Annotated in this window: 14 protein-coding genes; all 14 read left to right on the top strand. The window is 41.4% G+C overall.

The annotated features are described in order from the left end of the window. Window positions 1–18: 18 nt before the first annotated feature. Entirely contained in the window at window positions 19–384 is a 366-nt protein-coding gene (gene rbfA / locus AC1Q59_RS07010) for a 30S ribosome-binding factor RbfA (RefSeq protein WP_492365080.1), read from the top strand. Window positions 385–451: 67 nt separating this feature from the next. Next, window positions 452–1,369 (top strand): tRNA pseudouridine(55) synthase TruB, encoded by a 918-nt coding sequence (gene truB / locus AC1Q59_RS07005; RefSeq protein WP_492365079.1) that lies wholly within the window; start codon window positions 452–454, stop codon window positions 1,367–1,369. A 37-nt stretch (window positions 1,370–1,406) separates the two neighbouring features. Next, the gene (gene ribF / locus AC1Q59_RS07000; protein WP_492365078.1) at window positions 1,407–2,345 is read left to right on the top strand and encodes a bifunctional riboflavin kinase/FAD synthetase; all 939 of its coding nucleotides are present in this window, start codon (window positions 1,407–1,409) and stop codon (window positions 2,343–2,345) included. 136 nt (window positions 2,346–2,481) lie between these two features. Then, window positions 2,482–2,751, top strand: coding sequence for a 30S ribosomal protein S15 (rpsO, locus tag AC1Q59_RS06995; protein WP_492365077.1), 270 nt, complete (start codon window positions 2,482–2,484; stop codon window positions 2,749–2,751). Window positions 2,752–3,041: 290 nt separating this feature from the next. Further along, window positions 3,042–5,162, top strand: a complete 2,121-nt coding sequence (pnp, locus tag AC1Q59_RS06990; protein ID WP_492365076.1) for a polyribonucleotide nucleotidyltransferase — start codon at window positions 3,042–3,044, stop codon at window positions 5,160–5,162. Window positions 5,163–5,303: 141 nt separating this feature from the next. Beyond that, entirely contained in the window at window positions 5,304–6,284 is a 981-nt protein-coding gene (locus AC1Q59_RS06985) for a polysaccharide deacetylase family protein (RefSeq protein WP_492365075.1), read from the top strand. 40 nt (window positions 6,285–6,324) lie between these two features. Continuing rightward, window positions 6,325–7,563, top strand: a complete 1,239-nt coding sequence (locus tag AC1Q59_RS06980; RefSeq protein ID WP_492365074.1) for a M16 family metallopeptidase — start codon at window positions 6,325–6,327, stop codon at window positions 7,561–7,563. Between the two features lie 189 nt (window positions 7,564–7,752). After that, a complete protein-coding gene (locus tag AC1Q59_RS06975) occupies window positions 7,753–8,010 on the top strand; it encodes a YlmC/YmxH family sporulation protein (RefSeq protein WP_492365073.1) in 258 nt (85 codons plus the stop codon). 406 nt (window positions 8,011–8,416) lie between these two features. Further along, complete coding sequence (gene dpaA, locus AC1Q59_RS06970; RefSeq protein ID WP_492365072.1) at window positions 8,417–9,319, top strand: dipicolinic acid synthetase subunit A; 903 nt, start codon at window positions 8,417–8,419, stop codon at window positions 9,317–9,319. Continuing rightward, window positions 9,316–9,909 (top strand): dipicolinate synthase subunit B, encoded by a 594-nt coding sequence (dpaB, locus tag AC1Q59_RS06965; protein ID WP_492365071.1) that lies wholly within the window; start codon window positions 9,316–9,318, stop codon window positions 9,907–9,909. Before dpaA ends, dpaB begins: the two co-directional genes overlap by 4 nt. Window positions 9,910–10,236: 327 nt before the next feature. After that, window positions 10,237–11,286, top strand: a complete 1,050-nt coding sequence (gene asd, locus AC1Q59_RS06960; protein ID WP_492365070.1) for an aspartate-semialdehyde dehydrogenase — start codon at window positions 10,237–10,239, stop codon at window positions 11,284–11,286. 29 nt (window positions 11,287–11,315) lie between these two features. Then, the gene (gene dapG, locus AC1Q59_RS06955; protein ID WP_492365069.1) at window positions 11,316–12,623 is read left to right on the top strand and encodes an aspartate kinase; all 1,308 of its coding nucleotides are present in this window, start codon (window positions 11,316–11,318) and stop codon (window positions 12,621–12,623) included. 16 nt (window positions 12,624–12,639) lie between these two features. Further along, entirely contained in the window at window positions 12,640–13,515 is an 876-nt protein-coding gene (gene dapA / locus AC1Q59_RS06950; RefSeq protein WP_492365068.1) for a 4-hydroxy-tetrahydrodipicolinate synthase, read from the top strand. A 166-nt stretch (window positions 13,516–13,681) separates the two neighbouring features. Next, complete coding sequence (locus AC1Q59_RS06945) at window positions 13,682–15,349, top strand: ribonuclease J (protein ID WP_492365067.1); 1,668 nt, start codon at window positions 13,682–13,684, stop codon at window positions 15,347–15,349. Window positions 15,350–15,449: the final 100 nt, after the last annotated feature.

Here is a 15,449-nt window from a genome sequence, read left to right as displayed (position 1 = left end):
ATAAGAGAGGTGTTTTAAATGAGCCTTCGAGCAACGAAAGTCGGCGAACAAATGAAAAAGGAATTGGGCGATATTATCGGCCGGAAAATAAAAGACCCCCGGGTTGGATTTGTCACTGTTACAGATGTTCAAGTAACAGGCGATCTTCAGCAGGCAACGGTTTACATCTCTGTTCTAGGAGATGAGGAGCAAAGAGAAAATACGCTTAAAGGTTTGGCTAAAGCCAAAGGGTTTATCCGATCTGAGATTGGCCAGCGGATTCGTTTACGTAAAACCCCGGAAATTTTCTTTGAATTTGATGAATCGATTGATTATGGGAATCGAATTGAATCATTGATTCATCGAATTCACGATGAGGATCGTTCAAAAGGCGAGGAAGAGTAAATCTTTTCTAATATGAGAAAATCGGATAGACACGTGTCTATCCTTTTTTTTCGAAAGGTGGATTTAGATGGAAGGTATTTTGCCATTGTTTAAACCAAAGGGGCTTACCTCTCATGATTGTGTTTTTAAGCTTCGGAAAATATTGCGAATGAAAAAGATCGGGCATACAGGCACTCTTGACCCAGATGTAACAGGGGTGCTTCCCATTTGTTTGGGAAAAGCAACAAAAGTAGCTGAGTACATAACGGAAGCAGGCAAAGCATATGAAGGAGAAGCAACTATCGGTATTGCGACAACAACAGAGGATTCCTCTGGAGATGTAATTGCTGAAAAAAAGATTGAAAAGTCTTTTTCGAGGGAGCAAATTCTCGATGTGCTAAATGAACTGACAGGAGAAATTGTTCAAATTCCTCCAATGTATTCTGCCGTGAAAGTTAATGGGAAGCGGCTCTATGAGTATGCCAGGCTTGGGATCACAGTGGAAAGGCCTGAAAGAAAGGTGACCATTCATTCCATTGATCTTCTTGATGACCGGATGATTTTTGAGGGGGAACGCGTCAAGTTCCGCTTCCGCGTATCGTGCAGCAAGGGGACCTATATTCGCACATTAGCAGTCATGATTGGAGAAAAACTTGGATATCCAGCGCATATGTCTGATCTTGTCAGAATTGAGTCGGCTGGCTATACGATACAAGATTGTCTGACGTTCGAAGAGATTGAACAAAAAATGGAAGATGGGACGCTTTCTGATTTTATCAGGCCAATGGAATCGGCACTTTTCCATTTGCCCAAAATTACGATAAATGATACAGTAGCAAAGAAAGTAAAAAATGGGGCCATATTAAATATTCCCGAGAACTTTTTGAATATGAGCGAACCGATTGTCATAGAAACCAAGGAAGGGACTGTCTTGGCTATATATCAAAAGCATCCTTCTAAGACTGGACTGATGAAGCCGGTAAAGGTTCTGAGGAATGAGGAATAGTTCATTGACGCTCTAGATTAGAAAAAGGTGAACCATCATGGAAATCATTTCGTTAAATCATCCTATACATTTAAATCATTTATATTTACCGGAATTATCGATGGCATTAGGATATTTCGACGGAGTTCATTTAGGCCATCAAAAGGTTATTTTGCAGGCGAAAAGGACAGCAGATGAAACAGAAATGAAAAGTGCTGTCATGACGTTTGATCCTCATCCGTCAGTGGTATTGGGGAACAATATTCAGCATGTTGAGTATATAACCCCTCTTCAGGATAAAATTCAATTGATTGCCGATTTAGGCATTGATTATCTATTCATTGTTCATTTCACCCGCGATTTTGCAAATTTATCGCCGCAGGAATTTGTCGATCAGTATTTAATCGGACTAAACGTCCAGCATGTTACAGCTGGTTTTGACTACACCTACGGGAAGATGGGAAAAGGAACAATGGAAACAATGCCTGAGCATTCACGCGGGAAATTTGGATGTACGACCGTACCAAAGCTTTCGGTCAATAATGAAAAGGTAAGTTCCACATTAATACGGACACATATCCGAAATGGCCAGATGGAAAGGCTGCCAGAGATCCTTGGCCGATATTATACTACAAGCGGGACAGTAGTGCACGGAGATAAAAGAGGCCGAACCATCGGATTTCCAACAGCAAATGTTGAATTAAACGGCGATTATATTTTTCCGCCCCTTGGTGTTTTTTGTGTGAGAATTCTTGTCCAAGGAAAATGGCATGAAGGTGTCTGCAATGTAGGGTATAAACCAACCTTTAATGTGGTGTCATCCAAACCATCTGTAGAGGTTTTTATCTTTAATTTTGATCAGGAAATATATGGGCAGGATGTGACAGTTGAATGGCATATTCATCTGCGCAAGGAACAAAAATTTGCTGGTGTTGCCGAGCTTGTAGCGCAAATTGAAAAAGACAAGCAAAAAGCAATTGAGTATTTTGCAAAGTAAAACGTCAAACTCTGCTTGATTTTTGTCGTAAAAAGTTGTATTCTAAATAACGTATCAAATGAACCTTTGCTTGGCAAGTCGAGTCACCAACGCTTGCTCAGTAAATGGGGATCTGAAAATTTAGGAGGTGAATAGGATGGCAATCACTAAAGAACGTAAAAATGAACTTATCAGTGAATACAAAATTCACGAGAGCGATACTGGTTCTCCAGAAGTTCAAATCGCTGTCCTTACGGAAGAAATTAACAAATTGAACGAGCACTTAAAAGTGCACAAGAAAGACCACCATTCACGTCGCGGTCTTTTGAAAATGGTAGGTAAGCGCCGTAACCTGTTGACTTACCTTCGTAACAAGGACGTTCAACGCTATCGCGTACTAATCAATAAATTAGGTCTACGTCGATAATCAATGGAAAGCGGGATTATTCCCGCTTTTTTATTAGGCATAAAAGGAACATTTGTTTACATATTAATGCTTGGCTATTTTAACATACAATAAATCTGTACATACTAGAAATGTGGCCATAATGGGCTAAAGCTTCATTTAACACATAAATGTTTGTTCAAAAATGATTGAACATTGATATAGATGAAAGCAAAATGTTTGTTAAATAAAGAATTCATTAAACTAATTAGGGAAGGTTTATGCTATCAAATTGGCTAGACCCCCGAGAAGAGATAGAGAGGGGTACAAAGATGGGACAAGATAAGCATGTTTATTCCATAGATTGGGCCGGCCGCAAGCTGACAGTCGAAATCGGTCAGTTAGCGAAGCAAGCAAACGGCGCCGTGATGGTTCGCTATGGAGACTCAGCTGTTCTAAGTACTGCAACAGCATCAAAAGAACCCAAGAATTTGGATTTCTTCCCGCTAACCGTCAACTACGAGGAGAGACTTTATGCAGTAGGGAAGATTCCTGGAGGATTTATTAAAAGAGAAGGACGTCCAAGTGAGAAAGCCATTTTAGCTTCCCGTTTAATTGACAGGCCAATTCGCCCGTTATTCGCTGATGGTTTTCGAAATGAAGTTCAGGTAGTCAGCATGGTTATGAGTGTTGATCAAGACTGTTCAACTGAAATGGCGGCAATGTTTGGATCTTCATTAGCCCTAAGTGTGTCAGATATTCCATTTGACGGTCCAATCGCTGGTGTTCAAGTTGGCCGTGTGAACAATGAATTCATCATTAACCCGACAGTTGAGCAAGCCGAAAATAGTGATATCCACCTTGTTGTAGCCGGAACGAAAGATGCGATAAACATGGTTGAAGCAGGGGCAATTGAGGTTCCTGAAGAAACCATGCTTGAAGCAATCATGTTCGGCCATGAGGAAATTAAACGCCTAATTGCTTTCCAAGAGGAAATCGTAAAAGAAATCGGCAAGGAAAAAATTGAAGTTACATTATTTGAAATAGATCAGGAATTAGAAAAGCAAGTTCGCGGTCTTTGTGAAGAAGAAATGATTGCTGCAATTCAAGTTCAGGAAAAGCATGCCCGCGAGGATGCGATTTCTGCTGTGAAAAATAAAGTATTAGAAAACTTCCAGGAACAAGTTGCATCAGATGAAGACTTAAAACAAGTCAAAAAAATCTTAGATAAGATTGTTAAAGGTGAAGTAAGAAGACTTATTACGGAAGAAAAAGTCCGCCCTGATGGACGTGGTCTTGAAGTGATACGCCCACTATCATCAGAAGTTGGGCTTCTTCCAAGAACACACGGCTCAGGATTATTTACACGCGGGCAGACTCAGGCTTTGAGTGTATGTACGCTAGGTGCCTTAGGAGATGTCCAGATTCTTGATGGATTGGGAATTGAAGAAGAAAAACGTTTCATGCACCATTATAATTTTCCAAACTTCAGTGTAGGTGAAACAGGGCCAATGAGAGGGCCTGGCCGCCGTGAAATCGGGCATGGTGCTTTAGGTGAGCGTGCATTGGAGCCGGTTATTCCATCTGAAAAGGACTTCCCATATACGGTTCGTCTTGTATCTGAGGTGCTTGAGTCAAACGGTTCTACTTCTCAGGCTAGTATTTGTGCAAGTACACTAGCAATGATGGACGCTGGTGTTCCAATTAAAGCTCCTGTTGCTGGGATTGCGATGGGACTTATTAAATCAGGCGAGCATTATTCCATTCTTACTGATATTCAAGGAATGGAAGATCATTTGGGCGATATGGACTTTAAGGTTGCGGGAACAGCAAAAGGTGTTACCGCACTGCAAATGGATATCAAAATTGAAGGTCTTTCCCGTGAAATATTAGAAGAGGCCCTTCAGCAGGCTAAAAAAGGCCGTATGCAAATTTTAGATTCCATGCTTAGTACATTGGATAAGCCAAGAAATGAGCTATCTGCTTATGCTCCAAAAATTCTGACTATGGCCATTAATCCTGATAAAATCCGCGATGTGATCGGACCAAGCGGTAAGCAGATCAATAAGATTATTGAGGAAACCGGAGTTAAGATTGATATTGAGCAGGATGGTACAGTCTTTATTTCTTCAACTAATGAGGAAATGAATCAAAAGGCCAAGAAAATCATTGAGGATATCGTCCGTGAGGTTCAAGTGGGAGAAATGTATCTTGGTAAAGTGAAACGCATTGAAAAGTTCGGTGCATTTGTTGAGATTTTCCAAGGAAAAGATGGGTTAGTCCACATTTCTGAACTTGCCGAAGAACGTGTTGGCAAAGTGGAAGACGTACTTTCCATTGGAGACGAGATTCTTGTGAAGGTAACTGAAATCGATAAACAAGGCCGGGTTAACCTTTCTAGAAAAGCGGTTCTTAAGGAGCAGCGCGAGCAAAAGGAAAAAGCTCAGCAGTAATTTTATTCTTAAAAGCGGCTTTAATCAGGAGTCAGGAAGGTGTCTTCCTGACTCTTTCTATATACATATTTTTTCAAGAATCTGCCTAAGGTTCTACCTTGTCCCTTCAAAACATATGGTTAATTGAAGGAGGCAATGATGATGAGAAGGCTGATTCCGTTTGTTATTATTTTTATTTTAGCGTTAACCTTTGTTAATAATCCTTTTACTAATCATTATGTTGCTGGCTTAAAAAATGATGCTATTTTCGTTTCAAAACAAAAGGATCCTCTATATAAGGAGATTGCGAAGAAAGCTGATGAATATTATCTTCCGCCGGAAAATGCAAAAATCGATCGGGTGTGGAAGGCGATACCTGGGCTGAATGGAGTTAAGGTCGATATTCAGGCATCCTATAAGAAAATGGCGGATGCAGGGAAATTTGAGGAGGATAAGCTAGTTTTTACTCAAGTTGAACCTGAAGTTCAATTAAGCGATCTGCCGCCGTCCCCCGTCTATAAAGGCCACCCAGATAAGAAGATGGTTAGCTTCCTGATCAATGTGGCGTGGGGAAATGAATATTTAACAGATATGCTTGCTGTTCTAAAAAAGCATAATGTGTCTGCTACTTTTTTTCTTGAGGGAAGATGGGCGCAGAATAATCCAGAGCTCGCAAGCATGATTGAATCTGCAGGTCATGAACTGGGGAATCATTCTTATTCTCACCCGGATATGGCGAAAATTTCTGCAGCCAAAGCACGGGAAGAAATCAGGAAAACGAATGAGGTCATTAAGGCAATCACGGATAAGCCGACAAAATGGTTTGGCCCTCCAAGTGGAAGCTTCAGGGATGAGATTGTGAAGATCGCCGCAGAAGAGCAGCTGGGTACAGTGTTGTGGACAGTTGATACAGTAGACTGGAAAAAGCCATCCCCTGAAAGCTTAATTAATCGTGTGATGGGCAAAGTCCATAACGGAGCAATGATTCTTATGCACCCGACAGATCCGACCGCTAAATCATTAGAACGGCTAATTCTTCAGTTAAAAGAAAAAGATTTGCAGGTCGTTCCAGTTTCTGAACTTTTAAGCTCAGAAAGAACAATAGATTATGCTGATTTTGGAAAAGGTAATGATGTAGACTAAAAAAAATCGCTTCACTGTTTTAGAATCAGGAGGAATTTATTTGGTAAAGAAATATACTTGTCAAAATGGTGTAAGAATTGTACTAGAAAATATCCCAACGGTTCGTTCTGTTGCCATTGGTGTATGGATCGGCACTGGCTCTCGAGATGAGAATCCTGAAAACAATGGGATTTCCCATTTTCTTGAGCATATGTTCTTTAAGGGTACAAAAACAAGAACAGCTTTAGATATTGCTGAATCATTTGACAGCATAGGCGGTCAGGTCAATGCATTCACATCCAAGGAATATACCTGCTATTATGCAAAAGTGCTTGATACGCATGCAAAATTTGCTCTTGAAGTGCTGGCCGATATGTTTTTTAACTCTACATTTGATGATGTGGAATTGAAAAAGGAGAAAAACGTTGTCTATGAAGAAATAAAAATGTATGAGGATACGCCAGATGATATTGTTCATGATTTGCTCAGCAAGGCTATTTATGAAAACCATCCGCTTGGCTATCCAATTTTAGGAACAGAAGAGACACTATCAACTTTTTCAAGTGATACATTAAATGAGTATGTCCATAATATGTATACACCCGAAAAAGTCGTCATTTCGATAGCTGGAAATATTTCTGAGTCCTTTATAAGCGAAGCAGATAAGCTTTTCGGTTCCTATGATGGCGGAAAACACGAAAAATCTTCACAAAGTCCGGCATTCCATCCTAACCGAGTCGCAAGGAAAAAGGATACGGAACAGGCGCATTTATGCATTGGCTACAAGGGCTTGCAGGCTGGGCACAGTGATATGTACAATTTGATTATTTTAAATAATATCCTTGGCGGAAGCATGAGCAGCCGGTTATTCCAGGATGTCAGGGAGCAGAAAGGATTAGCTTATTCGGTATTTTCTTATCATTCTGCGTTCCAGGATACTGGAATCGTCACGCTTTATGGGGGAACAGGTGCGAAGCAATTAGATGTATTGTTTGAAACCATGCAGGAAACGCTTGATAAGCTTAAAGCAGAGGGCATTACCGACAAGGAACTAACAAACAGCAAGGAGCAGCTCAAAGGCAGCTTAATGCTTGGTTTAGAAAGTACAAACAGCCGAATGAGCCGCAATGGCAAAAATGAGCTGCTGCTAGGATACCATCGCAGCCTGGATGAAATTATCGAACAAATTGATTCAGTCACCAAGCAAGGGGTAAATGAGATGGCGAATGCCGTCTTTACGGACAACTACTCTATTGCTTTAATTAGTCCAGAAGGCGAAATGCCAAAAAGCCTGAAATAAATGAGAAAGCGCAAGGGGCCCGTAAGACGGCGCTTTGAGATCGATCGCTCTTGCAGCTGAAATTTTATACGTTTACCTATGAACGAAAACAGTCTGACAAACAGGCTGTTTTTTTTCGTCTTTATTTGGGTCTAATTATGTTTTTCTATCGATAAGATATTAATAATAGACAAATAGGGGGATGTCCACATGAGGTTAAGCGAGCTTGGCGGCAAAGAAATCGTTGATGTCAAAAGAGCGGAAAGGCTGGGGATTCTTGGTCAGACAGACTTAGAGATAAATGAGAAAACAGGGCAAATCCAAGCTCTAGTCATTCCATCGCTAAAATGGTTTGGCCTAAAACGACAAGGGGAAGAAATACGCGTCCCATGGAGCCACATCAAAAAGATTGGCAACGATATGATCATCCTGGATATGCCTGACGATGAGGAAGAGACAGTACTATAAAATAGGTGCTTTTTTAAAAAGACTGGGAAACCAGTCTTTTTTTCTTTGGCTGTGCAAAAATCAGCCGATGAGTCTGCGAAGCCTTTTCATTTTGAACATATTAGCCTTAATTAAAGTGGATAATCACCTATTTTCCATTCCATACATAAGATGTTGAAGTAGTTATGGTTTAATAAAAAGCTGTGTTAATGGTTTATGTTGATTTAACCGCTTAGTTGATCCTCGCTGCAGGCGCGTAGACTCCTGGGGGATCAGCGTTGAAGCTAGACGTGCGCAGGAGCGTAAGCTGCGAGGAGGCTCGCAAAACGCCCCCCGGAAAGCGAAGCGCCTGGAGAGGAAATCAACGGCCAAAATTAACAAAGCCAAAAAAATACCTGTACATTCTTGAAAAGAAGGTGAGGGTTTCATGTTAACAGGGATACAGGTCGCTGTCATTGGCGGTGATGCCAGGCAGCTAGAGATTATCCGCAAATTAACGGATCTGGATGCCAAACTTTCATTGATTGGTTTTGAACAATTAGATCACGCCTTTACCGGCGCTATGAAAGAAAAAATCGATGAAGTCGATTTCTCTGATAAAGATGTCATTATCCTGCCAGTTCCAGGAACAGGACTTGATGGCCAAATAGAGACGATATTTTCAAATGAAAAGGTGTATCTTCAAAAAGAAATGCTCCTTGAGACACCGTCACATTGCACCATTTATTCTGGAATCAGCAATTCTTATTTAGATGGGATAACAAAACAGGCGAATAGAAATCTTATTAAACTTTTTGAGCGTGATGATGTAGCCATATATAATTCGATTCCAACTGTGGAAGGTACGATTATGATGGCCATTCAGCACACCGATATTACCATTCATGGCTCAAATGTTGTCGTCCTGGGCCTCGGCCGCACGGGAATGAGCACGGCAAGAATATTTGATGCACTTGGGGCGAATGTAAAAGTCGGTGCCAGGAAAACGGAACATTTAGCAAGGATCTTTGAAATGGGCCTTGAACCTTTTCACTTAAGTGATTTAGAAAATCAAGTAAAAGATACTGATATTTGTATCAACACGATACCTCATTTAGTTGTGACCGCCTCGGTTATTTCGAAAATGCCTGTTCATACGCTCATTATTGACCTTGCCTCTAAACCTGGAGGCACTGATTTTAGATATGCAGAAAAGAGGGGCGTAAAAGCGCTGCTCGCACCGGGGCTGCCTGGTATTGTTGCACCTAAAACAGCAGGGCAGATTTTGGCGAATGTTCTGGCTCAGCTAATTATGGATGATATGAAAAAACGAGAGGGGAATACGAAATGAGTTTGAAAGGCAAACGAATTGGTTTTGGATTGACGGGATCACATTGTACGTACGATGCTGTGTTTCCAGAAATAGAAAAGCTTGTTGAAGCGGGTGCAGAGGTGCTCCCAGTGGTAACCTACACGGTGAAAAGCACAAATACCAGGTTTGGCGACGGAGAGGATTGGGTACAAAGAATAGAGGATTTGACAGGAAATAAGGTAATAGATTCTATTGTAAAAGCAGAACCGCTAGGCCCGAAAATTCCGCTTGATTGCATGGTTATTGCACCGCTTACCGGTAATTCTATGAGTAAGTTTGCAAATGCCTTGACAGACTCCCCTGTCTTAATGGCAGCTAAAGCAACGCTCAGAAATCAGAAACCGGTGGTGCTTGGCATTTCAACAAACGATGCACTGGGATTAAATGGTGTGAACCTCATGCGCCTAATGGCTACCAAGAATATATTCTTTATTCCATACGGGCAGGATGACCCAATTAAAAAACCAAACTCAATGGTAGCAAGAATGACATTATTATCCGATACCGTTGAATCAGCAATAGAAGGAAAACAATTGCAGCCGGTTATTGTGGAAAGATATAAGGATTAACATTTTTACAAGATCAATGTTTTATTATAAACAGCTAATTGGAGTGGAAGGCGCGCAGACTCCTGGGGATCAGCGTTGAAGCGAGACGTGCGCAGGAGCGGGCGCGACGAGAGGCTTGCAAAACGCCCCCCACGGAAAGCGGAGCGCCTGGAACGGAAATCAACGGCCAAGTATTAAAAAAATTCCCTTTGTTTTCTAGTAAAAATATATCCTTTTAAAAGTAAGATTGTGTGTTAAAATGAATGTTATTATAAGAAAATTCTTTAAGCTTTTTAAAAGAATTTTTGCTAGAAAATACAACATGTTTGAAAAGGGGAAGAAAAAATAATGGTTCAGAAAACTGGTTTTCATGTAGCAGTATTAGGTGCCACTGGCGCAGTAGGGCAGCAAATGCTTCAAACATTAGAGAAAAGAAATTTTCCTATTTCAAAACTAACTTTGTTATCATCCGCCCGTTCTGCCGGCACGAAGGTACAATTCAAGGGAGAAGAAATTACTGTTCAAGAAGCGACTCCAGAAAGCTTCAAGAGCGTTGATATTGCATTATTCAGTGCAGGCGGAAGCGTATCGAAGAAATTTGCTCCGCATGCAGTAGAACATGGTGCTATTGTAGTAGATAACACCAGCGCATATAGAATGGATGAGAATGTTCCGCTAGTAGTTCCTGAGGTAAACGAAGCTGACCTTCACAAACACAATGGGATTATTGCTAACCCGAATTGTTCCACTATCCAAATGGTGGTTGCTCTAGAACCTGTGAGACAAAAGTTCGGTTTAAATAAAGTTATTGTATCCACTTATCAGGCTGTCTCCGGATCAGGTGCAGCAGCTGTTGAAGAATTGTATGATCAAACAAAAGCTATTTTGAATGAAGAACCATATGAACCCAAAATTTTGCCGGTAAAAGGCGATAAGAAGCATTACCAGATTGCTTTTAATGCGATTCCGCAAATTGACGTGTTCACAGAAAATGGTTTTACCTACGAAGAAATGAAAATGATCAATGAAACCAAAAAGATTATGCACCTGCCAGATCTTCATGTAGCTGCAACATGCGTTCGTCTTCCTGTAGCCGTAGGCCATTCTGAATCTGTCTATTTTGAAGTGGGCCAGGATGGTGTAAGCGTTGAGGAACTAAAAGGGCTGTTAGGAAATGCGCCAGGTGTCACTCTGCAGGATGACCCTGAAAATCAGATTTATCCAATGCCTGCTGACTGTGTTGGCAAGAACGATGTATTTGTCGGCAGAATTCGCAAGGACTTGGATGAATCAAAAGGCTTCCATATGTGGGTAGTTTCCGACAATCTGCTGAAGGGTGCAGCTTGGAACTCAGTGCAAATCGCAGAAAGCTTGGTTAGACTTGAATTAGTTAAGTAATATTTATATAGAAGTACAGAGGTGTGACAATGAAAATAATCGTGCAAAAGTATGGAGGCACATCTGTTCGTGATGCATCGAGCCGTTCATATGCAATGCAGCACATCAAGAATGCACTTTCTGACGGATTTAAAGTTGTCGCAGTTGTATCGGCTATGGGTCGCAGAGGCGACCCATATGCCACTGATACATTGCTGTCACTGGTAGATTCAAATCACGCATTCATCAACAAACGTGAGAATGATTTATTATTATCCTGCGGTGAAATTATCTCGAGTATTGTTTTTACAAATATGCTGCTCGAAGAAGGTATTAGTGCAACAGCCTTAACCGGTGCACAGGCAGGATTTTTAACCAATGATGACCATATGAATGCAAAGATCATTGATATGAAATGCGATCGATTACAAAAAGAGCTTGAAACACATGATGTCATTGTTGTTGCGGGCTTCCAGGGCGCAGCAAAAAATGGCGATGTAACAACCATTGGCAGAGGCGGAAGTGATACATCAGCTGCAGCATTAGGGGCAGCCCTTAATGCAGAGTGGATTGATATTTTTACAGATGTAGATGGAATTATGACCGCAGACCCGAGGATTGTAAAGAATGCTCGGCCATTATCCAATATAACCTATACAGAAGTATGTAATTTGGCCTACCAGGGGGCAAAGGTAATCCATCCCCGCGCCGTTGAAATAGCCATGCAAGCAAAAATCCCCATAAGAATTCGCTCCAATTATTCCAATACTTTAGGAACCCTTGTGACTGCACCTGATAAAGAAGCAAAAGGCACAGACATTAAGGAACGTTTAGTAACAGGCATCGCTCATTTATCCAATGTTACACAAATCAAAGTTCTTGCAAAAAAAAATCAATATAATTTACAGGCAGAAGTCTTTAAAGCCATGGCTAAGGAAGAAATCAGCGTCGATTTTATCAATATTTATCCGAATGGGGTTATATATACCGTAACGGAGGATATGACTGATAAGGCAATTGCAGCGTTAAAGGCTCTCGGGTATGACCCTTTAGTCGAAAGGGGATGTGCCAAGGTTTCTGTTGTCGGTGCCGGCATGCAGGGAGTTCCCGGTGTAGCGTCAAAAATTGTAACAGCCCTTTCTGAAGAGGAAATTAGAATTCTGCAATCAGCTGATAGTCACACGACCATTTGGGTGCTTGTCAAGCAGACTGATTTATCAAAGGCGGTTAACTCGTTACATGACGCCTTCCATTTAGAAAAGAATGCTTCCGAGGAAACGAAGGATCATTTCTTTGAGATCAATAGGGTGCTCTCTAGGAGGAGTGAGCCTCCAGCGAATTTGGAGCCCTTAAACTAGAGGAGTGAACGAAAAGATGATTGATTTTGGAAGAGTTTCAACAGCAATGGTTACTCCGTTCGATAAGAAAGGGCATATTGATTTTCCAAAAACGACACAGCTCATTCATCATTTAATCGACAATGGCACTGATTCTCTTGTTATTGCAGGAACAACCGGTGAATCGCCGACATTGACAAAAGAAGAGAAACTCGCATTATTTAAACATGTGGTAGATACCGTCAATGGCAGGGTACCTGTGATTGCCGGAACGGGAAGCAATAACACTTACGAGTCCATTCAGCTGACAGAAAAAGCTCGAAAAATTGGTGTAGATGCCGTCATGGCTGTGGCTCCTTATTATAATAAGCCAAATCAGGAAGGCCTTTATCAGCATTTCAAGGCCATTGCTGAGAATACGGACTTGCCGATCATGGTCTATAATATACCGGGACGTTCGTCTGTTAATATTTTACCAGAAACCATTATTCGCCTGGCAAAAATCCCTAATATTATTGCAGTAAAAGAGGCCAGCGGGGATTTGGGTGCCATGGCGAAGATCATTGCGGGCACAGATAGTGACTTCAGGCTATACAGCGGTGATGATGGAATCACCCTGCCATGTATGGCAATTGGCGGGCATGGAGTTGTTTCAGTTGCTGCACATGTTATTGGCAATGAAATGCAGGAGATGGTTAAATGCTTTCTTGATGGCAATTGTACGAAGGCATCAGAGATGCATAGGAAGCTGCTTCCAGTGATGGAAGGCCTTTTTAAGGCGCCAAGTCCAGTTCCTGTAAAAACAGCGCTTCAGCTAAAAGGTTTAGATGTAGGTTCTGTCAGACTCCCATTAATCCCATTAACCGCAGAGGAAAGAGACACTTTAGCAGCATTGTTTGATAGTGAAGAATAGTTCTGAATGATAGGTCGGGCTCAAGAATCCTAGGGGGCCCGACTCTTTTGTTTTGTCAGGGAAATTTGCGCCTTTCTCTTTTGTGGTTGTCATGGTTTTCATCCTTCAAGTATAATATTGGTAACTGATCTCGATCGGGCCAACATACTGTAGGAGGATATATACATTGGAAATGAGAAAGAACGAAAACATCAAGGTAATGGCACTAGGAGGAGTGGGGGAGTTCGGAAAGAATATGTATCTAGTGGAAACCGACGGAGACATATTTGTTCTAGATGCCGGATTAATGATACCGGAAAATGAAATGCTCGGCATTGATATTGTCATCCCTGATTTTACCTATTTGTCGCAAAATCAGGACAGAGTTCAGGGAATCTTTTTAACACATGGACATGAAGACCATATCGGGGCATTATCCTACATTTTAAGGGAAATAAATGTCCCAGTGTACGGAACAAAGCTAACCCTTGCCCTTGCTAAGGCGAAAATGAAGGAACAGGAATTCAAAGGCAAGGCAAATTTCATTGAGGTGCAATCAGATACGAGGATTGAATTCCGCTCTGCGGATGTTTCTTTTTTCCGGACAACGCATAGCATACCGGACAGTGTAGGAATCTGTGTACACACGTCTGAGGGAAGCATTGTCTATACGGGGGATTTCAAATTTGATCAGGCTGCACTGGATCTTTATAAACCTGAAATTGGAAAAATGGCGCAAATAGGCGATGAAGGAGTTCTTTGTCTGCTGTCCGATAGCACAGAGGCGGACAAGCCAGGCTACACCCAGTCAGAAGCAAAGGTTGGCGGCAAGGTAACAGATACATTCTTTCATGCATCAGGGAGAATTATTGCAGCATCATTTGCCTCAGATTTAATCAGAATCCAGCACATATTTGATGCAGCCTATAAATGCGGGCGAAAGGTTGCGGTATTAGGAAGGTTTTCTCAGTCTGCCTGCGGAATTGCCCTTTCACACGGCTACCTTCAGGCATATGAGGATTTGATTATTCCAATCTCAGAAATTGGCCAATATGCCGATCACGAATTGGTTATCCTTGCGACGGGTTCCCAGGGAGAGCCAATCGAAGTCCTTCAGAAAATGGCAAAACAGACCCATAAGCATGTGAATATTAAGAATGGTGATACCGTCCTAATGGCTGCATCCCCGCTTCGCGGCACAGAGGTATTCATCTTTAAGACAGTCGATATGCTTTTCCGTGCCGGGGCAACAGTCATTTCCGGCAAGGGAACATTTCATACTTCAAGCCATGGCAGCCAGGAAGAGCTTAAATTTATGATTAATTTGCTAAAGCCTAAATTTTTCATTCCAGTCCATGGTGAATACCGCTTGCTAAAAGCGCATGCGAATCTAGCAAAGGAATGCGGACTCAATAAGTTTCAAATCCATATACCTGAAAAAGGCGAGGTCCTGGAATTTGATGAAGATTTCATTCGCTCAGCGGGCCGAATCCCGTCAGGAAACGTTTTAATTGATGGCAGCGGTGTCGGCGATGTTGGGAATATTGTGTTAAGAGACAGAAAGCTGCTTTCGCAGGATGGTATTTTGCTTGTTGTTGTGACCTTAAATAAAAAAGAAAAACGAATTTCTGCTGGCCCGGAAATCATTTCAAGAGGATTCGTGTATGTCAGGGAATCTGAAGAACTTCTAGTTGAAGCAACCAAAAGAGTAAAAGACATTGTTGAGAAAAATATTTCAAAGGATACATTTGACTGGTCTGAAATTAAGCAGGATATGAGGGATTCCCTTAATCAATATTTATTTGAAAAAACAAAGCGCAGACCAATGATCCTGCCGATTATTATGGAAGTATAATGGTTAAATAGCACAGCGCTAAAAGCTGTGCTATTTTTTATGCTGGCATGAAATATTTTACTTTTGAACATACTAAACTCATGTGCTATTTCAGAAAAAA

Source organism: Cytobacillus sp. MT66 (assembly GCF_058792595.1).
The sequence above is the reverse complement of the archived record's forward strand: the minus strand, read 5'-3'. Positions and strand labels throughout refer to the sequence as shown.